The sequence below is a fragment of the Plantibacter sp. LMC-P-059a genome (assembly GCF_030209505.1).
Taxonomy (GTDB): domain Bacteria; phylum Actinomycetota; class Actinomycetes; order Actinomycetales; family Microbacteriaceae; genus Plantibacter.
In genome coordinates this window covers 168,943-194,885 of record NZ_JARVRZ010000003.1, presented here as the reverse complement: position 1 = coordinate 194,885, position 25,943 = coordinate 168,943, and the positions used below count along the sequence as shown (strand labels likewise).

Annotated in this window: 23 protein-coding genes; 12 read left to right on the top strand and 11 right to left on the bottom strand. The window is 70.8% G+C overall.

Translation table 11 applies throughout. The features are described 5' to 3' along the window. Nucleotides 1-39 precede the first annotated feature (39 nt). The 5 genes from QRN27_RS08190 to QRN27_RS08170 are packed head-to-tail and all read left to right on the top strand — an operon-like array spanning nucleotide 40 to nucleotide 5,652. A complete protein-coding gene (locus QRN27_RS08190) occupies nucleotides 40-1,479 on the top strand; it encodes a DUF7847 domain-containing protein (protein ID WP_285041649.1) in 1,440 nt (479 codons plus the stop codon). Beyond that, nucleotides 1,476-2,144 (top strand): DUF4129 domain-containing protein, encoded by a 669-nt coding sequence (locus QRN27_RS08185; RefSeq protein WP_285041647.1) that lies wholly within the window; start codon nucleotides 1,476-1,478, stop codon nucleotides 2,142-2,144. Before QRN27_RS08190 ends, QRN27_RS08185 begins: the two co-directional genes overlap by 4 nt. After that, nucleotides 2,141-3,358, top strand: a complete 1,218-nt coding sequence (locus QRN27_RS08180) for a DUF4350 domain-containing protein (protein WP_285041645.1) — start codon at nucleotides 2,141-2,143, stop codon at nucleotides 3,356-3,358. The genes QRN27_RS08185 and QRN27_RS08180 overlap by 4 nt, the downstream gene beginning before the upstream one ends. Then, a complete protein-coding gene (locus tag QRN27_RS08175; RefSeq protein ID WP_285041643.1) occupies nucleotides 3,355-4,344 on the top strand; it encodes an AAA family ATPase in 990 nt (329 codons plus the stop codon). Before QRN27_RS08180 ends, QRN27_RS08175 begins: the two co-directional genes overlap by 4 nt. After that, the gene (locus tag QRN27_RS08170) at nucleotides 4,345-5,652 is read left to right on the top strand and encodes a DUF58 domain-containing protein (protein ID WP_285041641.1); all 1,308 of its coding nucleotides are present in this window, start codon (nucleotides 4,345-4,347) and stop codon (nucleotides 5,650-5,652) included. A 52-nt stretch (nucleotides 5,653-5,704) separates the two neighbouring features. Here QRN27_RS08170 and QRN27_RS08165 read toward each other — a convergent pair whose 3' ends face one another. After that, nucleotides 5,705-6,571 (bottom strand): LysR family substrate-binding domain-containing protein, encoded by an 867-nt coding sequence (locus QRN27_RS08165; RefSeq protein WP_285041639.1) that lies wholly within the window; start codon nucleotides 6,569-6,571, stop codon nucleotides 5,705-5,707. 99 nt (nucleotides 6,572-6,670) lie between these two features. On the opposite strand from QRN27_RS08165, the gene QRN27_RS08160 reads away from it, so the two are divergent. Continuing rightward, nucleotides 6,671-7,066 carry a DUF5997 family protein gene (locus QRN27_RS08160; protein ID WP_056012681.1) on the top strand — a complete coding sequence of 132 codons (396 nt, stop codon included), beginning with the start codon at nucleotides 6,671-6,673 and terminating at the stop codon, nucleotides 7,064-7,066. A 3-nt stretch (nucleotides 7,067-7,069) separates the two neighbouring features. Here the strand turns inward: QRN27_RS08160 and QRN27_RS08155 are convergent, their stop codons facing one another. After that, nucleotides 7,070-8,065 (bottom strand): stage II sporulation protein M, encoded by a 996-nt coding sequence (locus QRN27_RS08155; RefSeq protein WP_194670635.1) that lies wholly within the window; start codon nucleotides 8,063-8,065, stop codon nucleotides 7,070-7,072. 67 nt (nucleotides 8,066-8,132) lie between these two features. On the opposite strand from QRN27_RS08155, the gene QRN27_RS08150 reads away from it, so the two are divergent. Further along, a complete protein-coding gene (locus tag QRN27_RS08150) occupies nucleotides 8,133-8,993 on the top strand; it encodes an RDD family protein (RefSeq protein ID WP_285041636.1) in 861 nt (286 codons plus the stop codon). A 22-nt stretch (nucleotides 8,994-9,015) separates the two neighbouring features. Here the strand turns inward: QRN27_RS08150 and ahcY are convergent, their stop codons facing one another. Beyond that, complete coding sequence (gene ahcY, locus QRN27_RS08145; RefSeq protein WP_285041634.1) at nucleotides 9,016-10,506, bottom strand: adenosylhomocysteinase; 1,491 nt, start codon at nucleotides 10,504-10,506, stop codon at nucleotides 9,016-9,018. 59 nt (nucleotides 10,507-10,565) lie between these two features. Further along, on the bottom strand, nucleotides 10,566-10,775 hold the full coding sequence (locus QRN27_RS08140) for a DUF3499 family protein (RefSeq protein WP_369796492.1): 210 nt from the start codon (nucleotides 10,773-10,775) through the stop codon (nucleotides 10,566-10,568). Between the two features lie 107 nt (nucleotides 10,776-10,882). Here QRN27_RS08140 and QRN27_RS08135 point away from each other — a divergent pair, with 107 nt between their 5' ends. Beyond that, complete coding sequence (locus QRN27_RS08135) at nucleotides 10,883-11,320, top strand: metallopeptidase family protein (RefSeq protein WP_285041631.1); 438 nt, start codon at nucleotides 10,883-10,885, stop codon at nucleotides 11,318-11,320. A 14-nt stretch (nucleotides 11,321-11,334) separates the two neighbouring features. Here the strand turns inward: QRN27_RS08135 and QRN27_RS08130 are convergent, their stop codons facing one another. The 5 genes from QRN27_RS08130 to QRN27_RS08110 all read right to left on the bottom strand — a co-directional run bounded on the left by QRN27_RS08130 (nucleotide 11,335) and on the right by QRN27_RS08110 (nucleotide 17,876). Continuing rightward, nucleotides 11,335-12,768, bottom strand: a complete 1,434-nt coding sequence (locus QRN27_RS08130) for a DUF5719 family protein (RefSeq protein WP_285041629.1) — start codon at nucleotides 12,766-12,768, stop codon at nucleotides 11,335-11,337. Further along, nucleotides 12,758-16,087: a glycosyltransferase gene (locus QRN27_RS08125; RefSeq protein WP_285041627.1), complete on the bottom strand. Its 3,330-nt coding sequence runs from the start codon at nucleotides 16,085-16,087 to the stop codon at nucleotides 12,758-12,760. Before QRN27_RS08125 ends, QRN27_RS08130 begins: the two co-directional genes overlap by 11 nt. Before the next feature lie 111 nt (nucleotides 16,088-16,198). Then, the gene (locus QRN27_RS08120) at nucleotides 16,199-16,528 is read right to left on the bottom strand and encodes a WhiB family transcriptional regulator (protein WP_082456139.1); all 330 of its coding nucleotides are present in this window, start codon (nucleotides 16,526-16,528) and stop codon (nucleotides 16,199-16,201) included. 176 nt (nucleotides 16,529-16,704) lie between these two features. Continuing rightward, nucleotides 16,705-17,667, bottom strand: a complete 963-nt coding sequence (gene galE / locus QRN27_RS08115) for a UDP-glucose 4-epimerase GalE (RefSeq protein WP_285041625.1) — start codon at nucleotides 17,665-17,667, stop codon at nucleotides 16,705-16,707. A 65-nt stretch (nucleotides 17,668-17,732) separates the two neighbouring features. Then, a complete protein-coding gene (locus QRN27_RS08110) occupies nucleotides 17,733-17,876 on the bottom strand; it encodes a hypothetical protein (RefSeq protein WP_285041624.1) in 144 nt (47 codons plus the stop codon). Nucleotides 17,877-17,968: 92 nt separating this feature from the next. Here QRN27_RS08110 and QRN27_RS08105 point away from each other — a divergent pair, with 92 nt between their 5' ends. Further along, on the top strand, nucleotides 17,969-18,949 hold the full coding sequence (locus QRN27_RS08105) for a GlxA family transcriptional regulator (protein ID WP_285041621.1): 981 nt from the start codon (nucleotides 17,969-17,971) through the stop codon (nucleotides 18,947-18,949). Nucleotides 18,950-18,979: 30 nt separating this feature from the next. Here the strand turns inward: QRN27_RS08105 and manA are convergent, their stop codons facing one another. Then, nucleotides 18,980-20,179 (bottom strand): mannose-6-phosphate isomerase, class I, encoded by a 1,200-nt coding sequence (gene manA / locus QRN27_RS08100; RefSeq protein ID WP_285041619.1) that lies wholly within the window; start codon nucleotides 20,177-20,179, stop codon nucleotides 18,980-18,982. Nucleotides 20,180-20,375: 196 nt separating this feature from the next. Here manA and QRN27_RS08095 point away from each other — a divergent pair, with 196 nt between their 5' ends. Genes QRN27_RS08095 through QRN27_RS08085 form a run of 3 tightly spaced genes read left to right on the top strand, consistent with a single transcriptional unit; the run spans nucleotide 20,376 to nucleotide 24,323 of the window. Further along, nucleotides 20,376-21,554, top strand: a complete 1,179-nt coding sequence (locus QRN27_RS08095) for an acyl-CoA dehydrogenase family protein (RefSeq protein WP_056781692.1) — start codon at nucleotides 20,376-20,378, stop codon at nucleotides 21,552-21,554. 56 nt (nucleotides 21,555-21,610) lie between these two features. Further along, complete coding sequence (locus QRN27_RS08090) at nucleotides 21,611-23,038, top strand: O-antigen ligase family protein (RefSeq protein ID WP_285041617.1); 1,428 nt, start codon at nucleotides 21,611-21,613, stop codon at nucleotides 23,036-23,038. 7 nt (nucleotides 23,039-23,045) lie between these two features. Next, on the top strand, nucleotides 23,046-24,323 hold the full coding sequence (locus QRN27_RS08085) for an O-antigen ligase family protein (RefSeq protein ID WP_285041615.1): 1,278 nt from the start codon (nucleotides 23,046-23,048) through the stop codon (nucleotides 24,321-24,323). 10 nt (nucleotides 24,324-24,333) lie between these two features. On the opposite strand, the gene QRN27_RS08080 is transcribed toward QRN27_RS08085, so the two are convergent. Continuing rightward, complete coding sequence (locus QRN27_RS08080) at nucleotides 24,334-25,779, bottom strand: sugar transferase (RefSeq protein WP_285041613.1); 1,446 nt, start codon at nucleotides 25,777-25,779, stop codon at nucleotides 24,334-24,336. Nucleotides 25,780-25,943 lie beyond the last annotated feature (164 nt).

Below are 25,943 nucleotides of genomic sequence, written 5' to 3'. Positions count from 1 at the left end.
CAACATGGAGGGGTTCGAGACGGCGAGGGGGTGCTGCTGATGGACGGTGAACAGCGAGCCGGGGGCGAGATGGGCGATCAGGGTCAGGCCCCGTGGACGAACCCCGAGGAACCGCAGCGACCGGACGGGTCGGCACAGACGCCACCCCGACAGACACCGCAGCAGCCCGGGTACCCACAACCCTCCGGATACTCGCAGCAGCAGGCCGGATACGGCCAGCAGCCGGGATACGGACAGCAGCCCGGGTACGGACAGCAGCCTCCCTACGGACAACAGCCGGGGTACGGACAGCAGCCTCCGTACGGGCAGCCTGCATACACCCAGCCGTCCGCCCCCTCTCAGCAGCCCGGGTACGGCACCCCTCAGGCGGCTCCGAGCGCCGGCTACGACGCGAACCCCTACGCGAACGCCGCGCAGTGGGCCCCCGGTCCACAGCAGGGCTGGGCTCCCCCGCCCAAGCCGGGACTCATCCCGCTCCGCCCGCTGTCCTTCAGCGACCTCTTCGGTGCCCCCTTCCTCGTCCTGCGCCGGAACCCGAAGGCGACGTTCGGGAGCGCGCTGCTCTTCCAGGGCCTCACCGCGGTCCTCTCCCTCGTCATCGTGGGCCTCGTCGCCTGGCTCTCTTTCAGCCGACTGTCGCAGGCGGCCCCCGGCGAGGAGGACGCCATCGGGGCCGGCGGGATCACGGCGATCATCCTCTCCTCGCTCATCCCGATCGCGGTCTCGATCGCCGGGAGCGCGATCCTGCAGGGCCTCATCGCCCAGGAGGTCGCCCGCGGCACCCTCGGCGAGAAGCTGCCGCTCGGGGTCCTCTGGCGTCGCACCAAGAAGCGCTTCCTCCCGCTCATCGGCTACACCTTCCTCCTCATCGGCGTCGTGACCGTCTTCATCGCCGTCGCGGTCGGCCTCGGGTTCGTCCTCACCGGACTCGGCGGCAGAGCCGGCGTGGTCCTGACCGTGCTCATGGCGATCGCGGCGCTCCTGGTGCTGGTCGTCGCATCGGCCTGGTTGGGGACGAAGTTCTCCCTCACGCCGAGCATCATCGTCCTGGAGAACAGTCGGGTGTTCCCCGCGCTGGCGCGGTCGTGGCGCCTGACCGACGGGTACTTCTGGCGGACGTTCGGCGTCCAGTTCCTCGTCTCCTCGGTCGTCAGCGTCGCCTCGCAGGTCGTCGCGACGCCCATCAGTCTGCTCGCGAGCTTCGTGCCCGTGATCCTCGTCGGTGTCGACTCCGAGGCGACGATGATCGTGGCGACCATCGCCGCTCAGGGCCTGTCCCTGCTCGTCTCCGTCATCATCGGCGCGATCACGGTCGTCGTCATCAGCGCCACCTCCGCCGTGATCTACATCGACCTGCGGATGCGGAAGGAGGGGCTCGACCTCGATCTGGCGCGCTTCGTGGAAGCCAGGGCCGGTGGCCGCGAGGCGGTCGACAACCCGTTCGACCTCGCTGCCGCCGGGGGTAAAGCGCCCCGATGAACCCGTTGGTCCTCACCTCGCGACTCGACGTCCCGCTCGTCCCGGACGCGCCGGGCGCACGTGACCTCCTGCAACGCGAGCTGTCGAAGCCCGAGTACCAGACGGCGCAACCGTCCCTGTGGGACATCATCTCGAAGGCGTTCTGGGACTGGGTCAACTCCCTCCGGGTGCCGGGCGACGGACCGTTCACCGGGCTCTTCCCGATCATCGCGATGACGGTGGTCGTCGTCGGCATCGTGATCGCGTTCATCGTCTGGGGCGTCCCGCGCATCAACCGGCGGAGCACCCGGCAGCTGGACCTGTTCGGCGAGCGCGACGACCGGACCGCCGATCAGCTGCGACGCGATGCGAGGACGGCGGCCGGTGCCGGCGACTGGACCGTGGCATTGCAGGAGCTCTACCGCGCCATCGCCCGTGGACTCTCCGAGCGGACGATCGTGGTGGTGTCCCCCGGCACCACGGCACACGGCTTCGCGGCCCAGGCGGCGGCGGCGTTCCCCGCCGAGGGACGCGCGCTCGAGCGGGCGGCCGACGTCTTCGACGCCGTCCGGTACCTCGCTGCGACCGGCACCGAGGAGCAGTACCGCGAGCTCGAGGCCCTGGACGCCCGACTCGCCACAGCGGCACCCGCCTTCCTCGCCGAGCCGGAGGACGTCCTGCGGTGACCCTCACGACGAAACCCACTGCGGAGCAGCAGCCAGAACCCGACGTCGCCACGCCGCGGCTCCGTACGAGACTGCGACGGAGCCGGTTCTGGATCATCGCGGCGGTGTTCGCGATCGGCGTCGCGCTCGTCCTCATGTTCGTGACCCGCGGCGCCTCCATCGACGCCGCCCTCCTGAGCCCCGGCAACCAGACTCCGAACGGCGGACGGGCGCTCGCCCAGGTCCTCCGCCAGGAGGGGGTCACCGTGAGCGAGACGACGACCCTCGACGCGACGCTCGAAGCGGTCGAGGACGCGGAGAGCACCGTGTTGTATTTCGATCCGACCGGCCTGCTGGACGCTGAGCAGCTCGAGCGGCTGAGCGACGCCGACGCCCGACTCGTCGTGGTCACGCCGCGAGCATCGGTGCTCCGCGCCCTCTTCCCCGGGGTGTCCTTCGCCGGCAGTGCCGACGCCACGGAGGTCCTCACAGCGGACTGCGCAGACGACACCGCCGACCGCGCCGAGTCGGTCACGGGCGGGTGGACGTTGTACACGTCGACGGACGACGACACCGAAGCGTGCTTCACCGGAGACACCGGCGGGAGTGCCGTGATCTCGCAGGACGACGGCGAACGGGTGCTGCTCGGATCGGCGGACGCGCTCACGAACGACCTCGTCGACCGAGCCGGGAACGCGGCGCTGGCCCTCGGGCTACTCGGCGGCACCGAGCAGCTGGTCTGGTATCTCCCGAGCCTCGCCGACGTACCCGTGACGGGCCCGCCCAGCCTCGACGAACTGACCCCGGGCTGGGTCGCCGGGGTCACCGGCACCGTCGTCATCACCGCGCTCCTCGCCATGATCTGGCGCGGGCGCCGGTTCGGTCCGCTCGTCATCGAGGACCTGCCGGTGGCGGTCCGGGCGAGCGAGACGATGGAGGGTCGTGCGCGGCTCTACCAGCGCTCCGCGAACCGCCGACGTGCACTCGACGCACTGCGCATCGGGACCGTCTCCCGCCTTGCGGTCGCCACGGGGCTCTCCCGTCACGCCTCGGTCGTCGAGGTCGCCGACACGGTCGCCGGCGTGGCCGGTCTCGACCCCAGGCACGTCCGCGCCGTCCTCCTCGACGCCGACCCCACGCGTGACGCCGAGCTCGTCGCCCTCTCCGATCACCTGCTCGATCTCGAAGCCGCCGTCGCCCGCGCCACGGACCTCACCGGAAGGAACCATCCATGACCGACGCCCCAGCGCCCCGAACCACCACCCCGAGCCCCGACGACCTCCGACGCGCACTCGCCCAGGTGCGCGTGGAGGTCGGCAAGGCCGTGGTGGGCCAGGACGCCGCCGTCACCGGCCTCGTGATCGCCCTCCTCGCCAAGGGACACGCGCTCCTCGAGGGTGTGCCCGGCGTCGCCAAGACGCTGCTCGTCCGATCGCTCAGTCACGCCCTGAGCCTCGACACGAAGCGCGTGCAGTTCACCCCTGACCTGATGCCGGGCGACGTCACCGGATCGCTCGTCTACGACGCGAAGACCGGCGAGTTCGAGTTCCGCGAGGGCCCCGTCTTCACGAACATCCTCTTGGCGGACGAGATCAACCGGACGCCTCCGAAGACCCAGTCAGCCCTGCTCGAGGCGATGGAGGAGCGCCAGGTCAGCGTCGACGGCCGTTCACTGCCGCTCCCCGACCCGTTCATCGTCGCCGCCACGCAGAACCCGATCGAGTACGAGGGCACGTACACGCTCCCAGAGGCGCAGCTCGACCGATTCCTCCTGAAGCTCGTGCTCGACGTTCCGGAGCGGGACGTCGAGGTCGAGGTGCTCCGCCGCCACGCCGCCGGGTTCAGTCCCCGAGACCTGGCCGCCGCCGGCGTCACCCCGGTGATGGGAGCCGCCGAACTCCGTGCCGCACAGGTTGAGGTCGGCCGGGTCGGTGCCAGCGCCGACGTCCTCGCGTACGTCGTCGACCTCGCCCGCGCGACACGACGGAGCCCCTCCGTCCGGCTCGGCGTCAGCCCCCGCGGGACGACCGCGCTGCTGGCGTCGGCGAAGGCCTGGGCCTGGTTGAGCGGCTATCAGTCGATCACCCCGGACCACGTGCAGACCATGGTCCTCCCCGTCTGGCGCCACCGGATGCAGTTGCGCCCGGAGGCGGAGCTCGAAGGCGTCTCGGTGGACGCCATCCTGCGGTCGATCATGCAGCAGGTCCAGGTCCCCATCTAGATGGCCGTCACCGGGAGGTTCGTCGCATTCGTCGCGTTCGGCATCGTGCCGATCGTGGTGATCGGTGTGCTCACGGACGACGCGGCCTGGGCGTTCGCCGGCTGGCTCGGCCTCATCGCCCTCCTCGGCGTCCTCGATCTCGTCCTCGCCGGGTCGCCGCGGGAGATCGTCCTGCAACGGGCGCTCCCGTCGCGGATCCGGCTCGGCGAATCGGCGACGAGCACCCTCCTGCTGACCAACCGCGGTGGCCGTCGGGTGCGCGCCCTCGTGCGGGACGCCTGGCAGCCGTCGGCAGGGGCGCCGACCGCCCGCCTCCGTGTCGACCTCCCGCCCGGCGAGCGCCGGAGCGTCAGCCTGGTGCTCACGCCCTTCCGTCGCGGCGAGCGCCGGGTGTCGCAGGTGACGGTGCGCTCGTTCGGGCCGCTCGGTCTCCTCGCGCGGCAGGCGACGCTCAACAGCCCGGGACACCTCCGTGTCCTCCCGGCGTTCGCATCTCGGAAGCACCTCCCGAGCCGCATCGCGCGCCTGCGCGAACTCGACGGCGCGACGAGTGTCATGGTGCGCGGTCAGGGCACCGAGTTCGACTCGCTGCGCGAATACGTGCGCGGCGACGACGTGCGATCGATCGACTGGCGCGCGACCGCCAGGCGTGGCGACGTCATGATCCGCACGTGGCGGCCCGAACGCGACCGCCGGGTCGTGATCGTGACCGACACCGGACGGACGTCCGCAGCGCGCATCGTCGACGAGCCGCGCATCGACACCGCGTTCGAAGCGGCGTTGCTGCTGGCGGCGTTGGCGACGAGGGCCGGCGACCGCATCGACTACCTCGCCTACGACCGACGCGTGCGGGGTCGGGTGCAGGGTGCGACCGGGCCAGAGTTGTTGTCGCGGATGGTCGACGCGATGGCGCTCGTCGACCCGGAACTCATCGAGACCGACTGGGACGCGGTCCCCGGCCAGGTGAGGCAGATCACGAACCAGCGCGCACTCGTCGTCCTGCAAACGTCGATCGACGCTCCAGGCGCGGCACGAGGGCTGCTCGCGGTGCTCCCCCAACTCACGCAGCGGCACACGGTGGTCGTGACGAGCGTCGTCGACCCGGCGACGATCGAGGCGACGCGGGACCGCGGCAGCAGGGAGAGCGTCTACCGCGCGGCCTCCGCCGAACGGGCGCTCCTCGACATCGAGCGGGTGTCGGCGGCCATCAGGCAGCTCGGGGCGGACGTGGTCACCGGATCACCGGAGACCTTGCCCCCCGCCCTGGCCGACGCCTACATCGCGCTGAAGGCGTCGGGGCGGCTCTAGGACGATCCCGATCCGTGGGACTGGCGCGACGGGCGCTGCAGCGGAACGAGCCTCAGCGGCCCTTGCGTTTCTTGCGGCGCTCCCGGGCGAGGGCCTCCTGCTTGGCCTTCCGCGCAGCGAGCTGGGCGCCGCGGCTCGTCCCGGCGGCGGTTCCCGGCGTCGAGCCGGCCTTCGACGGCTTCCGCCGCTTCCCGGTCTGCTGCGGAGCGGCCGCCGCGGGGGTCTCGGCCGGTGCGCTCCGACGTGAGCTGTTCGCCGTCCGACCTCGGACGATGCCGATGAACTCCTCGAGCGCCTCATCCTCGCGGTCCCGAGGCCACGCGAGCAGCACGGGCACGGGCGGGAGGTCGACGATCGGGCGGTACTCCACGTCCTTCCGCTGGTGGAGCCTCGCGACCGACTGCGGGACGACGACGATGCCGACCTCAGAGGCCGCGAGCTCGATCGCCGCTTCCGGATCGGAGGTGAGCGGTGCGGCGGGTGCCGCGAACCCGAGCGTGTCCGCCTGTTCCGCCCACCCGAGCACGAGGGGTGCCATGATCAGCTGCTCCTCAGCGAGTGCGGCGGTGTCCACCGCGTCGTGCTCACCGAGCGCAGCACCCTTCGCGAACACGACGACTGGGAGCTCCTCGAACAGGGCGATGATGTTGAGGCCCTCGGTGTCGATGGGCACGCGGACGAGCGCCACGTCCGCCGCGCCGGAGCGGAGGACGTCCCGCTGTTCGTCGAGGTCGACTCGGACCAGACGGAGTTCGTCGTCTGGCCGCCGCTCGTTCCAGATGCGGGCCCACTTCCCGGGATTGACCCCCCGGGCGAACGCGACCGTCAACGCCGGTGTGGCAATTTCCTGGTCGTGATCGGCACCGTCGACCTCGACATCGATGCGGGAATCGTCGCCCTGGTCGTCCTGCCTGTCCATCGAAGCCTCCACTGCTCGGCTTGCCACACTACTGCAGGGCGGTCGGCGAGGCGGTGCGATCGGTTGGGAGCGGGCGCTCCGGCGAGGTACGCTGAGCGGATGGGCGCGAGCGAACAGATCATGAAACCGGCAACCGCGGCGAAGAAGCTCGGGGTCTACCTGCCGGCGACGCCGGCGTCGTTCCAGGAGGAGCCCATCACGCGGTCCGCCTTCCTCGAGCTGCAGGCCAACCCGGCCGACTGGCTGGTCGAACTCCGGAAGAACGGCCCGCACCCGCGGGACGTCGTCGCTCGCAAGCTGGGCGTGTCGACCTCGGGTCTCGCGCGCGCGGAGATCACCGAGGCACTGACGACCGAGCAGATCCAGGAACTCCTCCGCACCCTGCCGGCCTGGCTCGTGCAGGAGCGTGCGGTGCACGCCGAGGTCAACGCCGAGAACGCCCGGGTCAACGCCCGGAACGCCGAGCGCCGCGCACGGTCTGAAGCCGGCGAATAAGGCTCAGCCGGCGACGATGCGCTTTGCGCCGGCTTCGAACTCGGCCAGATCGCCGCGCTCACCCGAGCGGTAGGCGATCCCGCCCAACCAGCACATGTACAGCAGGAACGCCGCGAGCGCTCCCCCGCCGATGAGCATCTTCACGGCCCACGGCCAGGGTGCAGGGGTCACGAACCCCTCGACGAGGCCGGAGACGAACAGGACGATCACGAGCCCGATGGCGATCGTGAACAGGGCCCTGCCCTCTTCAGCGAGGGCCTGTCCCCGCGTCCTCGGTCCTGGTGCGACCCACGCCCAGAAGATCCGCAAGCCGGCCGCCGCCGCGACGAACACCGCGGTCAGTTCGAGCATGCCGTGCGGGAGGATGTACTCGAAGAACACGTCGCCCTTGCCGTAGGCGAACATGAGCCCGGCAGCCTGGCCGACACCCTGTGCGTTGGTGACGATGATGTACGGCACCCACACCCCGCTGATCCCGAACGCCACGCATTGGGCGGCGATCCAGGCGTTGTTCGTCCACACCTGACCGGCGAAGCTGGCCGCCGGGTTGTTGGAGTAATAGGCGACGAAGTCGTCCTCGACGTACTGCTTGAGCTGCGCGTCCGTCCCGAGGTTCGCGAGGACCTGCGGGTTGCCCGCGATCCACACGGCGTACAGCGTCGCGATGACGACGGTCGCGACGGCGACGGCGAGGGTCACCCAGCGGACCCGGTAGAGCGCGGCGGGCAACGCCAGGACGAAGAACCGCGGAACGCTCGACAGCACGTTGGCACTCGCACCGGTGAACCGAAGACGCGCCCGCGACAGCGAGACGGACAGGCGGTCGCCGACGAGCGTCGACCCGGCCGTCGTCTTGATGGCTGAGAGCTGCGTCGCCCCGGCCTGGTAGCGGTCGATCAGCTCGTCCGCCTCCGGACCGCTGAAGAACCGCTGCTTCCCGAGCGCGTCGAGGCGGTCCCATTCCTGACGGTGGGCTGCGGAGTAGGCGTCGAGATCCATCGGAGCCATGCTACGCGGTGGGGACGCTCCGTGACCGGTGCTCCGGGCATCTGCTTGAATGGTCCACATGTCCGAACCGGCCCGGGTCCCCCTGCACGAGTCGTCGGTGGACGACGGCACCGAGCTGATCACCGGTGAGGCGGTCGCTCTGGACGTCCGGCCCACCGGGTTCATCCTGCGGGCCGCCGGCGCGCTCATCGACTATGCGGTGTCGATCCTCGTCTTCGTCGGCCTCATGCTGGCGATGTTCTCGTGGCTCCTCTCCGGCGTCGCCATGGACACGGCGATGTTCACCGCGATCGTGCTCGGGTTGACGGTCCTCTGCCTCGTCGTCCTGCCCGCCGCCGTCGAGATCGCCACCCGAGGTCGTTCCCTGGGCAAACTCGCCGTCGGCGCCCGCATCGTCCGAGACGACGGCGGAGCGCCCGGATTCCGGCACGCCTTCATCCGCGCCCTGACCGGGTACTTCGAGATCTACCTGACCGCCGGCGGGATCGCCGCGCTCTCCGGTCTGCTCAGTGCCCGCTCGAAGCGGCTCGGCGACGTCCTCGCCGGGACGTACAGTCAACGCGAACGGCTGCCGAGGGTGGTCGAGCCGGTGGCGATGATCCCGCCACAGCTCGCGCCGTGGGCCGCGGGAGCGGACGTCGCGCGGCTGCCGGATCCCTTGGCGCGGCGGGTGTCGCAGTTCCTCAAGCAGGCGGCCGCACTGACGCCGGCGACCCGGACCCGGCTCGCGGCCGAACTCGCCGCGGAGGTGTCGCGGTACGTCTCGCCGCTCCCGATCGCACCGCCCGAGGCGTTCCTCGTCGGTGTCTCCGTCGTGCGCCGGGAGCGTGAGTACCAGGCCCAGCTCGCCACCCGCCAGCGGCTGGCCCTGCTGCAGCCGGTGCTGAGCGGACAGCCGCACCGGTTCCCCGACCGCTGAGGCGGGGAACCGGCGAGGCCGCTCAGTAGCGGTAGTGGTCGACCTTGTAGGGGCCTTCGACGGACACGCCGATGTAGTCGGCCTGCTCACCCGTCAACGTCGTCAGCTGGACGCCGAGCGCGTCCAGGTGCAGCCGCGCCACCTTCTCGTCGAGGTGCTTCGGGAGCACGTACACGCCGATCGGGTACTCCTCGATCCGGGTCCAGAGCTCGAGCTGCGCGAGCACCTGGTTGGTGAAGGAGTTGCTCATGACGAAGGACGGGTGACCCGTCGCGTTGCCGAGGTTCATCAGGCGACCCTCGCTGAGCACCAGGACGCTGCGTCCCGTCGGCAGACGCCACTCGTGGACCTGCGGCTTGATCTCGATCTTCTCGGCGCCCTCGAGGGCCTCGAGCGACGCCATGTCGATCTCGTTGTCGAAGTGTCCGACGTTCGAGACGATCGCGAGGTGCTTGAGCGCCAGGATGTGGTCGAGCGTCACGACGTTGAAGTTGCCCGTGCAGGTGACGATGATGTCGACCTCGGAGGCGACGCTCTCGAGCGTCGCGACCTGGTAGCCGTCCATCGCGGCCTGCAGCGCGCAGATCGGGTCGACCTCGGAGACGATGACCCGCGCACCCTGGCCGCGGAGGGCCTCGGCCGCACCCTTGCCGACGTCGCCGTAGCCGGCGACGAAGACGACCTTACCGCCGATGAGCACGTCGGTCGCGCGGTTCAGCCCGTCCGGCAGGGAGTGGCGGATGCCGTACTTGTTGTCGAACTTGCTCTTCGTGACCGAGTCGTTGACGTTGATCGCGGGGAAGAGCAACTCCCCCTGCTTCGCCAGCTCGTACAAGCGGTGCACGCCGGTGGTGGTCTCCTCGGTCACGCCGAGGATGTCGGCGGCCACCTTCGTCCACCGGTCGGTGCTTCCGGCGAGCGAACGACGCAGGACGTCGAGCACGATGCTGTACTCGTGGCTGTCGGTCGCCGTCGTCTCAGGGACGGCGCCGGCGAGCTCGAACCGGCGACCCTGGTGGACGAGCATGCTCGCGTCGCCGCCGTCGTCGAGGATGAGGTTCGGTCCGGTCCAGTCGGCTCCCACCGCGGCGGCCTCCGTCGACCAGTCGAAGATCTGCTCGGTGCACCACCAGTACTCCTCGAGGGTCTCGCCCTTCCAAGCGAACACCGGCACGCCCGACGGCGCGTCGACGGAGCCCTGCGGCCCGACCGCGACGGCCGCTGCGGCCTCGTCCTGGGTGGAGAAGATGTTGCAGCTCGCCCAACGGACCTGGGCGCCGAGCGCCACGAGCGTCTCGATGAGCACGGCGGTCTGCACCGTCATGTGCAGGGAGCCGGCGATCCGGGCTCCGGCGAGGGGCTGGCTGGCGCCGAACTCCTCGCGGAGGGCCATGAGGCCGGGCATCTCGTTCTCGGCGAGGCGGAGCTGGTGGCGGCCGGCCTCGGCGAGCGACAGATCGGCCACCTTGTACGGGAGCGTGGTCGTGGGGGCGGTCGGTGCGGAAGAACTCATGCAGCCATTCTCGCAGACAGCCGGCACTCGCGGCCCTTCATGTCGACGCCGTCGACCGGTCAGGAACCGTAGCCGACGTCGCCGAGGACGCTGTGCTTCACGACGCGCCAGCCCTGCGGCACACTCAATCGTTCAGCATGGATGGAGCAGAGATCGTAGCTGTGCGGGCTCTTCTCGATGCTGAGCGGCCCGAGCACCGCCATCGAGTCCCGGTAGTCGTAGGTCAGCGTCGCGACGGGCTCGCGTGAGCAGCCGACCTTGGAACACATCCTGTCTACCATTTGCTCCAGCGTAACGCCCGGGTGCGGATCAGGCGCCCCGGCTCGCCGTCCATCGGGGTCGGGACGCGCGACCGGACGACGCCTAGACTGGAGCCATGGCGGAGGCTGACGAGGAGACGCGGGGTGCGCTCTCGCGGCGTCGCTCGCGTCACGGCCGCAACGGACGCTCGAGCGTCGTCGGGCCGGACGTCCCGCCGATCGACACACGGATCGACCAGTTCGACCTGACGGTGGCGACGACCGCCGACTACCTGCGCGGCGCGTGGCCGGCGGAGCTCGCCGACGTCCGCTTCGAGGTCGGCGCGATGCCCGCGCAGAACTCCGGGACGGACGGCGTCGACCGCTGGTTCGTGGACCGCGCGCGCCGTCGGGTCATCCTCTACCGGCTCCCGATCCAGCGCATGAGCAAGCTGCACCGGAACGACGAACTGCACCAGCGCATGATGGTCGAGAGTTGCGTCTTCCGGGCCGTCGCCGAGCTGCTCGGCAAGGACCCCTGGGATCTCGGTCCCGACCGCTACCGCTTCCTCTGAGTGGCGGGCACCGCTCAGCGCGGATAGACGCTGATCGGTGCGGCCAGCGGGTTCGGCGGCACGACGGGCGACGAGGTCAACCGGCCCGGTGCCGCGAGGCTGATCGAGGCGTGGAGTCCGTCGGCACCCTCGAGCACGTAGCTCTGGCCGGCGGCGACCCCGATCGTCGCGCCGGCACCGGCGGCGACCTTGGCCTCCGTCTTGGTGCCGTCGGCGTCCGTCAGCGTGACCGCCGCCTCCGACCCGGTCGGGTTGAAGACGTGCAGTTTCTGCCCCGGGCCGGTGGGGACGGTGAACGCTGCCGCGTCGTCGAGCACGGGCGTCGCCCCGAACCAGGCGAAGTCCTCGAGGGCGCCGCTGCGCGAGTTCGAGCGGGCCGCCGCGACGATGGGCTCGGTCGAGGTGATCTCGAGCGAGAACTCACCCGCGGGCAATCCGGCCAGGGCGATCTCGCCCGGCACACCCGGCTGGATGGTCGCGTCGACCACGATCGGTTCGTCCTTGCTGTTCTCACGCGTGGCCGTGATCACGACGTCCGCCGCCTCGGCACCCGGAGCGAAGAGTCTGAGGGCCGTGGCCCGGTCGTCGACCGAAGCGGTGTCTGAACTCGCCCCGGGCGCTGCCGGAGCCGAGACGACGAGGCCCGGGACGACGAGGTCGGTGGCCGGCGCAGCAGTGGGTCCCTGGACCTCGACACCACCGGGTGTCAGGACCCGGACGGTGCTCTGCTGCAGTGCTGCGGCGACCTGGCCACCCTCGCTGGTCACGCGGACGACCGGCGTCGGTTCGTTCGGAGCGAGGCCCGTGAGCGCGACGACCCGCTGCGTGCCCGACGCCACGACGATCCCGGCCGCCCCTGGGGCGTCGATGCGTCCGGCGGCGCCGAAGACCTCGAGGGTGACGTTCGCGTCGACGGCGGAGGGATTGCCGAGGAGGATGAGGGTGGTGCGGCCGATATCGCTCGAACCGCCGACGAGCCAGCTCTCCGCCGACGCCGGGGTGCAGGTGGCTGCGGCGAGGCCGGCCACGTCCGCCTCGGCCGCGATCTGGGACTGCGCTCCGCTGACGGGGGTCGCGCTCCCGTCGGTCGCGCCGGGAACGGTGATGACCGCAGGGCCACCGTCCGCCGCGCCGCTCGTGTTGTCGGGGGCGGCGAGGTCGCGCGTGGTCGGGGTGACCCCCTTCGCGCCGAAGTCGACGCTCGCCGGCCCGAAGGACCCGGCAGCGGTCGCCGCGGTGGCGTCCTGGGCGAGGGCGAGCAGCGGCCCCGGGCACACCAGGGACTGGTCGCCGGCCACCGGGGTGACGCGGATGTCCCGCGGGGCGATCTCGACGGTCGGCAGGGTCAGCTGTCCGGCGGCGGCGATCGTGACCGCGGCGATCCCGATCCCGACCAGCCCGGTCACGATGCGCCCTGAGGTGATGGCGACTCCGCGCTTACTGGGCATGCGGCTGCTCCGTTCCCGGGACGTCCCGGCGGGTGGTGTCTGAAGTGGAGGACGCGTCGCTCGGAGCGCTCGGCTCTGTCGTGGACTCGTCTCGCCCGTCGGTGGCCTCCGAGGTGTCGACGGGCTCGTCGTCGACGGGCTCCGCATCGCTGGTCGGCGCATTGCTGGACGACGCATCGCTGGACGACGCATCGCTGGACGGTTCCGCCGTGGGCTCCGCACCGCTCGTCACCGTCTCCGGGGCGTCGTCGGTGCGGGCGACGGGGTCGGCGTCGGTCTCGGAGGTCGGCGTGGGAGCGGGTGTCGCGACGGAGGCAGCTCCGCGACGCCACCAGCGTGGCTTCGATGCACCGGAGGTGCCCGGTCCTGAGTTCGGAGCTGCGTCCGGGGTCGACTCGTCGTCGAGGTCACCGGTCGGCTCCTCGTCGTCGTACGATCCCGCGGAGCCGTCCTCGAGCACGGCGACGGTGGAACCGGCCGCCGCAGCCTTCCGAGCGGAGCGACCCTTGAGCTTCGCCGGCTTCCGCGAACCCGCTCGGTACCCGTCGCGGGACGCGCCGTTCGGGATGCTGAGGAGCAGGGTGATGAGGAAGACCACGCCCAGCCCGACACCGATGAGCGTGCCGAGCACGTTCGTCTGCGGTACCTCGGGGCCGGAACCGACGTCGGCGACCGTCCGCCAGAGGGTCCCGCTCGTCGTCTCGCCGACCGCGACCAGCGCGGCGTTGGCGTCGAGCGCACTCGCGGCCCGTCCGGCGGTCTGTCCGGCGACCGTCTGCTCGCCGCCCTCGATGGTCGGTGACAGGAGGACGAAGGCGATGCCGTGTTCCACGAGCGTCTTCGTCGGGTCGAGCCCGCTCTGCGACGCGAGGTTCCCCGCGAGTTCCGCGACGATCCGGTCGTCGGAGGACACGCCGGGCGAGCTCTGCACGATCGTGGATCGCCCGTCGAGCGTCTCCCCCTGGCCGCGGATGACGACCGCGGTGATGGTCCCGTCGTCGCCGGGGGTGATCACGAGGGTGCCGAGACGCGGATCGGTCTGCGTCGCCGCCGTGACGTAGGCCGGCAGCTGCCGACCCGAACTCTCACGGACGACGGACGTGCCGAGCGGCTGAGCGAGGGCGAGCGGGACGGCCACCACCACGGCTGCGAGCACCATGACGAGCGCCGGAACGGCTCTGAAGCGGGGGATCCGGTCGAGTCCGAGGGTCGCCGCGCCGACGATGCCGAGCCAGTAGAGGCTGATCGCGGCACCGGCCCAGACCGGGACCGCCGTCCCGGCCGTGGAGGTGAGGAACAGGTGCGTCGCGAACACGGCCGAGACGAGCCCGAGGAACGCGGCGATGAGGAGCGGGACCGCGCGGCGCGAACCCGGCAGGAACAGGGCGAGGAGGGCGACGATCGCGAGCGGGGCGAACAGCGCCGGGATCACGATCACCGGGGTCATACCCGGCAGGCCGAGCGCTGCGGCGACCTGACTCCAGCCACCGAGGCTGCCGCCGGGGAAGCCGAGGGACAGCTGCCAGCCGGAGGCTGCCGACGCCGGTGTCACCACGCCCGGATCGGAGAGGAGCCCGAGCCAGTTGCCGCGGTGGACACCCTGCTGCCACACGAGTGGAGCGAAGAGCGCGGCGGCAGGGATCGGGACGAGCGCGACCCGCGCGATGCCCCGGCCCGCGAAGACCATCGCGACGACCCAGATGACGAGGAGGGCCGGAGCCAACGACGGGGCGCTCGCGACGATCGCGGCGAACAGGAAGGCGCTCGTACCCGCAGCGGCCCAGGAACGCGCGGCCACCACCCCGGCGTAGAAGAGCCAGGGCAGCAGCACGTGCACGATGACCGCCGCCGGACGTCCGTCCGCCAGCGCGGTCAGCAGCGTCGGCGCGAGAGTCCACAGCAATGCGGCGACGGCACGGGGGCCTGCGCGCTCGGTGAGACGCGTCGCCGCGAACCAGGCGCCGAGCGCCGAGAGCGGGAGGGCGAGCAGGAAGAGCAGGACGAGGGAGAACGACGGCTCCCAGAACGTGATGGACCCGAGGACCGCCAGGACGGCGTTGAACGGGTCGGCGGCGCCGACGAACCCGAGTCCGACGTCACGCCAGCCGAACCCGATGTGCTGCCAGAGCTCGCCAACCGTCGACGACAGGGGCAGGAGCCCACCACCGGTGATGTAGGAGGCGCCGAGGAGCGGGGCGAGGATCGCGGCACCCAGGACGGCGGCGGCGAGGACGACCCAGGCGCCTCCGCCGGAGAAGAAGCGGAGGTCGCGCTCCTCACCGATGAACCCGATCTGCGTCGCCTCCCTCGCAAGGGCGCGTTTCCGCCGCACTTCGTCGAGTCGCATGCGCAGGCCGGCGATGCTGGACCACCCGAGGGTCCGGTTCTTCGCGAGCTGGCGGCGCGCGTTCTGGACCTTCGTGCCCGAGAAGGCGACCGCGAAGGCCGCGGACAGCTCGCCGAGCACGAGCTCGGGCTGCTTCTTCACGAAGTGGCCGATGACCCGCAGGATGGCGAGCGGCACCAGGCTGAGCCAGTGCACGGGGACCATGATCCCCGGCGCGTAGACAAGTCGGCGGTGCAGCTGGGCCGCGCGGGCCTGGCGGTGTCGGCGACGGCGGGCTCCCAGTCGGTTCGACCAGGAGGGTCCGGCGATGCCCTCCCCCGCCGAAGCGACGCGCGCCGTCGGCACGACCGCGACCAGGAAGCCGGCGAGACGGGTCCTGATGCAGAAGTCGAGCGCGTCGTCGGCGACGAGCGCCTGGTCGAAGCCGCCCAACTGGTCCCACAGCTGATGGCGCACGAGCATGCCGGCAGGGCCGACGGCCATGACGTCGTTCATCGTGTCGTGCTGGGCCTGGTCGAGTTCGTCCTCGACCACCGGGACCGCGGCGCCGAGCGAGGTGATGGTCTCGCCGTAGCGGCGGAGGAAGGAGGCGTCGTCCCAGTCGAGGATCTTCGGACCGGCAACGCCGACCGACGGTGAGACCTCGAGGGCGCCAAGCAGTGCGGCGAGCGCCGTGGGTTCCGGCGCGGTGTCCTCGGAGAGGAGCCAGAGCATCTGCTCGGCGTCCTCGGGCTGGTCGGTGACCCGGACGCCGGCCGCGACGGCCTGCGCGAAGCTGAGGTCCTCGGACGAGGTCACGAGCTTCATCCCGGGGACCCGGCTGAGTTCGGCGATCGTCGCCTCGCTGCTGCGGGTGGCGACGGCGATGATCCCGTCCGCCGGACGGGTCTGGGCACTGAGGGCGTCGAGCGTGCGTGCGAGCGACGCTGAGCCGTCACGCACCACGAGGATCGCCGTTACTCGGGGAGACATCGGAATCAGACTAAGCGGGCGAGCGCGGAAGGCCGGGAACCGGACGGGCGCGCCCCGGATCGGGCAGGCTGCGCGCGGCAGACGGGCGGGTGAAGTGGGTCGGTCGACCGGTCAGACGGCGCGCTTGCGGAGCTTGCGACGCTCGCGCTCGGAAAGGCCGCCCCAGATGCCGAAGCGCTCGTCGTTCGCCAGCGCGTACTCGAGGCACTGCGACTTGACGTCGCAGCTCGTGCAGATCCGCTTGGCGTCGCGCGTGGAGCCACCCTTCTCCGGGAAGAAGGCCTCAGGGTCGGTCTGGGCGCAGAGCGCGTCCGTCTGCCAGGAGAGCTGGGTGTCGTCCTCGCCGTCGGCAGCCGGCTGACGGACGCCGGGCACTCCCAGATTGACCGGATCGACGAACCAGTCGTCGGGTACCCCGGCACGATACTCAGGAATTGCCATACCGTCTCCCCAACTGCTCGTACCCTGCGCCACGCGGCGCGATACATAATTACACCCTTGTAGTTATGGTCGAGTCAAGTCGCACATCGTAAAGCCTCAATCACGAGGTGAGGGTTCGCGACGCGCCGCGTGTCACCTGAACTGGGTGACGGGAACGATCGCGCCCCCGATCGAGGTCAGGAGCCGGCGCGGCGCGCCCGCCACGCGCTCTCCACCATCTGCCGGAGGTCGTGACGCATCCGCCAGTCCAGATCGCGAGCGGCGAGCGCTCCCGACGCGACGATCCGAGCGGGGTCGCCGGCGCGACGCGGCATGATCTCGGGCGTGAAGTCGATGCCCGTGACCTCGGCCATGGCGGTCATGATCTCCCCGACGCTCGACCCGTCCCCGCTCCCGAGGTTGTAGGCCGCCTCGAGGGGCTCGCCGGCGTCGAGGCGCTTCGCCGCAGCGACATGGGCGGCGGCGAGGTCGGCCACGTGCAGGTAGTCGCGGACGCAGGTGCCGTCGGGGGTCGGGTAGTCGTCCCCGTTGATCCGCGGCGTGCGACCGGCGAGGAGCGCGTCGAACACGAGGGGGAACAGGTTGTGCGGACTGGTGTCGTAGACCTCGTCCGTCCCGGAACCGACGACGTTGAAGTAGCGCAGCGAGGTGTGGCGCAGCCCGGTCGCGACGCCCTGGTCACTGAGCAGCCACTCCCCGATGAGCTTCGACTCCCCGTAGGGCGACTCCGGGGCCTTGGGCGTGTCCTCCGTCACGAGGTCGACGTCCGTGGTCCCGTACACCGCGGCACTCGAGGAGAAGACGATGCGTTCGACGCCGTGCTCCTCCATGGCTCCGAGCAGCATCGCGGTCGCCGTGACGTTCTGGGCGTAGGTGTGCAACGGGCGCTGCACGGAGACGCCCGCGTACTTGTAGCCGGCGACGTGGACCACGCCGCTCAGCTCGAACTCCGAGAACGCGCGCTCGAGGACCGAGCCGTCGAGGAGGGTGCCGCGCACGAACGGGACGTCCGCCGGGATGAAGCGCTCGTGCCCGCTGGAGAGGTCGTCGAGGACGACCACGTCGATCCCTTCGGCCTGGAACGCCCGAACCACATGGGCGCCGATGTACCCGGCCCCGCCCGTCACCAGCCACGTCACGATGCTTCCTCCAGTCGGCCGCCCGTCGACCGAACTGCGGCCGTTCTGCGGGCGGAGTGACCAGACTACTGGAGGCCGACGCGGCGGGCGTCCGGGCAGGTGGGGACGGCGTGGTAGCCGTCCGTGCGGATGGCGCGGACCGTCGCGACGACGGCGAGGACCACGACGAGGACGATGACGATTCCGACGAGGAGTGCGATGATGGACATGTCTGGAACTCTATGAATGGCGAAAAACTGCCACCAGTGGCAGGATGGACGCAAACCAGCACATTCCTGCCAAATCGCTATCCGGAGGCCCCATGCTCACCAAGGTCGCGCTCCTCGCCATCCCAGGCCTGCAGCCGTTCGAGTTCAGCGTCGTCTGCGAGGTCTTCGGGATCGACCGATCCGACCAGGGCGGTCCGGCGTTCGACCTGCGGATCGTCACGAAGGACCCGGGGCCGATCCGCATGAACCTGAGCGACGACGGCAGCCGCGGCTTCGACATGATGGTCGAGGACGACCTCGCCTTCGCCGCGGAGGCGGACCTCGTCGCCATCACCGGACGGGGCGGCTCCCGCGGTGCCACGGTCGACGAGGCGTACCTCGAGGTGCTCCGTGCTGCCGAAGCACGCGGCGCCTGGGTCCTCAGCGTGTGCAGCGGTTCGTTCGTCCTCGGACACGCCGGACTGCTCGACGGGCGCCGGAGCACCACCCACTGGATGTACACGGATGAGCAGCAGGAGCTGTTCCCCGGCACCACCGTCGACCCCGACGTGCTGTTCGTCGAAGACCGGAAGGTCATCACCGGCGCAGGCACCGCAGCGGGTATCGACGCGTGTCTGCACCTGGTGCGACAGGAGTACGGCGCGGCGAGCGCCAATGTCATCGCCCGCCGGATGGTCGTCCCGCCGCAGCGCGACGGCGGGCAGGCGCAGTACGTCCTCTCCCCCGTCGCGGCGCAGCAGTGCGAGTCCCTCGCACCGGTCGTCGACTGGATGCTCGACCACCTCGCCGAGGATCTGCCCATCGGGCGTCTCGCGCGGCAGGCACACATGTCGGAGCGGACCTTCGCTCGCCGCTTCCGCTCGGAGCTCGGCAGCACGCCGGCCGCCTGGCTGAACCGGCAACGCCTGTTCCGAGCCCAGGAGATGCTCGAACGCACCGACCACGGTGTCGAGCGGATCGCGGCGGACACCGGGTTCGGCACCGCAGCCGTCCTCCGTCACCACTTCGACCGCGTCCTCGGCACCACGCCCGCCGCCTACCGGCGCAGTTTCGGGGTGCGGGAGAGCGCCTGAGCCGCGTGGACCGGACCACCGGCCGGGCGGTCAGCCCTGGGTGGTCGCCAGGAAGAGGGTCCCCGTCCCGGAGAAGCGCAGCTCCGCCTCATCGGGCGTGATGAAGGCGTAGGCACCTCGACCGAGCTCGATGGAGGAGGTCGCACCGTCGATCCTCACCGAGCCGTCGGTGACGATCGCGATCCCGGGTCCGGGGAGTCGGAACGACGACTCCTGCCCGGCCGGCTCATCGGTCAGGTCCACCCGCAACAGCTCGAAATCCGGCACGTCCGGTACGAAGAGGCTGAGTCCCCCGCCCAGGTCCGTCGGGGTGAGCCACGGCACCGGCCGCGGCTCGAACTCCAGGACCTCGAGGAGTTCGGGCACGTCCACGTGCTTGGGGGTGAGCCCGCCTCGCAGGACGTTGTCGCTCGCAGCCATGAGCTCGACACCGATGCCGCGGAGGTAGGCGTGGATGTTGCCCGCCGGGAGGTAGAGCGCCTCACCGGCGTCCAGCGTGACGAGATTGAGCAGCAGCGCGACCGCGACGCCGGGATCGCCCGGATACTCCTCGGCGAGCCGCCCGACCAGGGCACGCTCCGCGTCGAACGCACCCGAACCGGGAGCCGCGGCGGACACGACGAGCGCGTCGAGCAGCCCGCCGGGGAGCTGTTCGAGCAGGATCCGGACGGTGTCGCGGAGCCCGTCGGGAGCGGCGACCATCCCCCGCAGCATGTCGATGCGCGCCGCAGCGGCCGGATCGGGCGCCGAGGCCACCAGCTCGCCGAGCAGCGCATCGGTCGCGGCGAGCTCGCGGAACCCGCAGAGCGCCTCGAAGCCGTCCCGGAGCGCGACGATGAGCTCCGGCTTGTGGAGGGCGTCCTTGTAGTTGCGGTGCGGGGCGTCGATCGGCACGCCTCGCGCGTTCTCGTCGGCGAACCCCGCGGCGGCCCGACCGAGATCGGGGTGGGCCTGCAGTGAGAGCGGATGGGCCGCCGCGAGCACCTTGAGGAGGAACGGCAGCGAGGCTCGCCCGCCGAGCGCGGCGGGATCCGCGGCGAGCCAGCGCTCGAGGTCGGCGTGTCCTCCAACCGTCGACGGATCCGCGATCGGCGTCGGGGCCCCGGGGTGTGCGCCGAGCCAGAGTTCCGCCTCCGGACGGCCTGAGGGCTCGGACGCCAGCAGCTCCGCGATCGCGGTCGGCGACCCCCACGCGTAGTCACGGGGAGTGGCACGGAGCGGCACGAACATGGTGGGGCCCTTTCGACGGACGAGGGTGACGCGCCAGCCGGACCCTGGGGCCGCTTGGCGTCGTCCTACAAGCCGTGCGACGCGGTCGCCCGGCACCATGGACCAAACTACCAAGCCGCTGTCGATGCCGAGCACACCTGCTTAGGCTTGCGGAGACGCCGATCCGGCGCCAGCGGACGCAATGGAGCAACGGACCATGATCTTCGAACCCCTCGCCAGCGACTTCTACGGCTTCGAGAGCCTCCTGACGGCTCCCGAGCAGGAGGCCATCGCCCGACTCCGAGCCTGGGCCGAGACCGAGGCGAAGCCGATCGTGAACGAGTACTGGGAGCGGGCGGAGTTCCCGAAGCACCTCATCGCCCCGCTGCTCGAGCTGGACGTCGCCCGCTGGGCCTGGCCCCAGACGACCCCGTTCGAGAACAGCGCCGTGTTCCGTGGCCTCGCGTCGATGGAGCTGTCGAGGATCGACGCGTCCATCTCGACCTTCGTCGGCGTGCAGGACGGCCTGACGATGGGATCGATCAGCGAGTGCGGCTCGCAGGAGCAACAGGACGAGTGGTTGCCGAAGCTCGCGTCGGGCGAGGTGCTCGGGGCGTTCGGACTCACGGAACCCCAGTCGGGCTCGGACAGTGCGCAGGGACTCCGGACCACGGCCACCCGGGACGGCGACGACTGGATCCTCTCCGGCTCGAAGCGGTGGATCGGCAACGCGACCTTCAGTGACATCACCATCATCTGGGCGAAGGACACGGCCGACGGCCAGGTGAAGGGGTTCATCGTCCCCACCGACTCCCCCGGATACTCCGCGACGAAGATCGAGGGCAAGATCAGCCTGCGCATGGTGCAGAACGCCGACATCACCCTCGACGAGGTGCGGGTACCCGAACGCCTGCGGCTCCAGCACGCGAACTCCTTCCGCGACACCGCGAAGGTCCTCCGTCTGACGCGTGCCGGTGTGGCCTGGTCGAGCGTCGGCGTCGCCGTCGGCGCCTACGAGGCGGCGGTCGCCTATGCGAAGGAGCGCGTGCAGTTCGGCAAGCCCATCGCCGGTCACCAGTTGATCCAGGACCTCCTCTCGAAGTGCCTCGGCAACATCACCGCGTCGATGGCGATGTGCGTCCGGGTCTCGCAGATGCTCGACGAGGGCACGCAGCGGGACGAGCACTCGGCCCTCGCGAAGGCCTTCTGCACGGCCCGCATGCGCGAGACCGTCGCCTGGGCTCGCGAGATCATGGGCGGCAACGGCATCGTGCTCGACTACCACGCCGCCCGGTTCTTCGCGGACGCCGAGGCGCTCTACAGCTACGAGGGCACGCGCGAGATGAACGCGCTCATCGTGGGACGGGCGATCACCGGCACCGCGGCGTTCGTCTGAGCGACCGTCCGGGGCAGGGCGTCGGTCCTGGCCGCAGCCGCTACCCTGGGGGCACGATGCTGCCGACCGAACCCGCCCCGCCCCGCCCGCCGGCGACGCTGACCACGCGTGCGATCGTCGTCCGACACGTGGCCGTGTTCGCGACGTTTGCGGTGCTCGCCGGGACGTTCTGGACGAACCTGTTCACGATCTGGGGCTACACGGCGGTCGCCCTCCTGGCCGGCGGTGCGGCCCTCGCCTGCATAGTCGTCGTCCGACCCCGCTGGCAGCGCACCAGGATCCCGTGGTCGCTCGTCGGCTACGGGGCGTTGGCGGTCCTGTCCCTCGCCTGGTCCGCCTATCCGAGCGGCACCGCTGCGACGCTCCTCGGCGCGGCCCTGTGCACCATCCTCGGGCTGACCCTCGCCACCTGCTTCACCTGGCCGGAGGTCCTCCGGGTCCTCGGACGCGCCGTGACCTGGCTACTCGCCCTGTCCCTCCTCTTCGAGCTGTTCGTGGCGGCGGTCCTCCGTCACCCGTTGCTCCCGAACTTCTACGCAGGCGACTCGGCCGACCCGCCGTTGCTCGACTACTGGTCGCGCGACCTCCTGTTCTCGGGCGGGCGCATCCAGGGCATCTCGGGGAACGCCAACCTGCTCGCCGTCGTCGCCCTCCTCGGGATCATCGTGTTCGGGGTCCGGTTGGCGGCGCGTCGCGAGCAGCACGCGGCGGCTGGCATCGCCGGCCCGGAGCGCCGATGGACGCTGATCCTCCGACTGGCCCTCTCGGTGACCATGTTCCTCCTGAGCTTCTCCACCACGATCCTGCTCGCCGCGGTCGTCACGGCCGTCGTCCTGGTGTCCGCCCTGGCCATCCGGCGCGCGAGCGGCCCGGCAGCCCGGACGCCCGTGTACCTCGCCATCGTCGGTGTCGCAGTCGTCGGTGCCGTGGCGGCGGTCGCCTTCCGCACGCAGCTGCTCGGCCTCCTCGGGAAGAGCCCCGACCTCACAGGCCGCCTCGACATCTGGGCGACGGTCTGGCGCCTCATCGAACAACGGCCGGTGGTCGGTTGGGGGTTCTCGAGCCCCTGGGCACCGTGGGAGCCGCTCTTCACGGACCTCGTCATCCGGCGCGGCGTCCGGCAGCTGCAAGCCCACAACGCCTGGCTCGACGTGTGGTTCCAGCTCGGGGTCGTCGGCCTCGTCCTCTTCGCGGCGGTCGTCCTGTCGATGCTGACCCGCACCTGGTTCCTCGCCGTCGACCGGCCGCGAGTGGACCTGGACGCGCACCGACCGTACACGGCGCTCTCGCTGGCGCCCGTCCTCATCGCGGTCTCGCTCGTCGTCCAGTCCGTCGCCGAGAGTCGACTGCTCATCGAGTCCGGGTGGGTCCTCCTCGTCCTCCTCGTCGTCAAGACCAAGCAGGAGCCAGCCTGGCCCGTGCCCGACACCGGTGGCTCGGCCGACCGAGCATCCGCGCCCCGACGCGACCACCTCAGCCGGTGAGCGCGGCGTGAGACCGGCCGACTTCGACGCGTTCTCCGCCGCGGCGCGCGTCCTGTCCTCCGCGCCGGTCGCCGCCGCCTTCGCGACCATCGCCATCGGGACCGCGTTCGGGGAACACCTCGTGACGAGCCTCATCGGCGGCGCCGGCTTCAGCGCCATGCTCGCCGGTCTCGCGGCGATCGGCACCGGGATCCTGCTGGCACGACTGCCCATCATCGAGTGGCGTGGGCTGCTGCCCATCTCGGTCCTGCTCTTCCTCGCGTGGAGCGCGCTGTCGATCGCCTGGAGCGCCACGCCGCTCGCGACCTGGCCGGCGATCGGTGAACAACTCGCCTGGGCGTTCGTCGCGATCGTGATCGCCCTCACCCGGGACACGATCCAGATCGTGCGTGCGACGGGGACCGCGTTCCGAGCACTGCTCGGTGCTTCGCTCGCGCTCGAAGTGCTGAGCGGGGTCCTCATCGACACCCCGCTCCCGTTCCTCGGGATCAGCGGCAACCTCGCCCTCGGCGGACCGCTCGAGGGCGTGTTCGGTTCGCGGAGCGCGCTCGGGATCGCGGCCCTGATCGGCCTCGTCACCTTCGTCGTCGAGTGGCGGACCCGGTCGGTGCGTCACGGAGTGACCATCGGGTCGATCGCACTCGCGGCCGGCCTGATCCTCGGGACGCGCTCACCGAGTATCGCGCTGCTCGCCGGCACCCTCGGGATCGCGACCGCCGTCCTCTACGTCTTCCGACAGCTTCGACCGGAACTCCGTCGGATGTGGCAGTTCGTCCTCCTCGCGGTACTGGCGCTGGTGGCGGTCGTCGGGTACTTCAACCGTGCCGAGGTGTTCCGGCTGTTCGGACTGGGGCTCGAGATCGAGCAGCGCTACGCCCTGTGGCAGGAGACGATGCGGCGACCGGCCGCGAGTGAACTCAACGGGTGGGGTTGGACCGGTGGCTGGGTGGCGGACGCGGTCCCCTACCGACTCATCGACGCGAGCCTCGGCCGGGTGAACGACTCGGCGCTGAACGCCTACCTGGACGTGTCCCTGCAGCTCGGACTGATCGGGCTCGTCCTCTTCCTCCTCCTCGGGGGTCTGGCGCTCGTCCGGACCTGGTTCGTCGCCACCAACCGTCGGAGTGTCGTGCACGTGTGGGCCGCGCTCATCGTCGTGACCCTGCTCGCGTCCGGGGCCGCTGAGAGCAGCCTCCTCACGAGTGGCGGCTGGCTCCTCCTCGTGGTCTGCGCGGTCCTCGGCGCCGGCGGGCTCAGCTGGCGCCACAAGCTCCCCGAGCGCTGACCGGCGTCGGTCAGCGCGCGTCAGCCCCCGGGGCGACGACCGCACGGACCGTCCGGGCCAGGATCTTGATGTCCGCCGCGGCCGACCAGTTCTCCACGTAGTAGAGGTCGAGATCCACGGAGTCGTCCCAGGAGAGGCTCGACCGCCCGCTGACCTGCCACAGGCCGCTCATGCCCGGCTTGACGAGGAGGCGCCGACGGGCGAGCAGGTCGTAGCGTTCGACCTCCCAATCGCGGTGCGGCCTCGGCCCGACCAGGCTCATCGAGCCGCCGAGCACGTTCAGCAACTGCGGGAGCTCGTCGAGCGAGTATTTGCGGAGGATGCGGCCGACCGGGGTCACGAGGGGGTTGTGCGCCGGCTTGGTCAGCAGCTCATCCGCGCGTTGCTGCGCCGCGAGGGCAGCACCGGTGTCGGCGCCGGAGGCCATCGACCGGAACTTGAGGATCTGGAAGGGGCGGCCACGGAGCCCGATACGCTCCTGGCGGTAGAACACCCCTCCCCGGCTCGTCGTCATGACGGCGATGGCGACGGCGAGCAGGACGGGTGAGAGGAGGAGGAGCAGACCCGCCGAGCCGACGATGTCGAACGTCCGTTTGGCCGCCGCCTTCGCGCCGGTGATCTCGGGGTAGTCCACGTGCAGCAAGGGGATGCCGTCGACCGGCTGCAGGTGCAACCGCATCGGCGCGACCCCCGTCAGTGTCGGGGCGATGATGAGCCGCACGCCCCGCTCGCTGAGTTCCCAGCCGAGACGACGCAACGCGGCCGGCGAGAGCTCCTCAGAACCGGCGAGGATCACCGTGTCGGCCTGGACGTCGACGGCGGCCTCGAGGATCGACGCCCGCCCGTCGAGGACGGGCGCGTCGGCGATCCGTTCATCGTCGACGATGCCCGGGGTCACGACACCGACCACCCGATGTCCGGCCCACTCACCGCGGCGTATGCGATCGGCGACGTGCACCGCGTGGTCGCGATCGCCGACCAGCAGCGTGCGGTAGACGGACGCGCTGCCGCGTCGTCGTGCACGGAGGCGCCGACGCGCGGCCCAGCGGATCATCAGGAGCAGCACGACGCCGAGCGGCAGCGCGGTCAGGAGGAAACTCCGCCCGATCTCGAGCTTCAACAGGTAGGAGCTCATCGCGAACCCGCCGAAGACGGTCGTGGTCACGAGGATCACGCGCCGGTACGGCGACCACCCGCCTGCGAGGACGCGCGGGTGTCTGGACCGCGCGTCGGTCAGCGGCAACCACCAGGCGAATCCGAGCGCCAGGGTGATCGCGGGGTATCCGACGACGACGTGCCCGAGCGGACCGGAGACGTCGACCGCCCCCGTCCAGTAGGTGTCCCACCAGAGCAGCTGCGTCGCGCCGAGCGCGATGCACACGGCGAGGAGGTCGAGGAGGAGGACGGCGCGGGAGAACCGTCGCTCCCAGGATCGACGGGCTTCGATGAACGGCATGACGGAGGTCTTCCTGACGCGCGGTCGGGTTCGCGTCGGTTGGGGTGAGGGGCGAGCAGCCTGCGGCGCTCGGCGGGATCGCCGACCTTGTCGTGGACCGATCCGTGCAGTATATTAGCATACGAGATGTGGAGTGAGGTGTTCCAGTCCTCGATCCCTCCCTC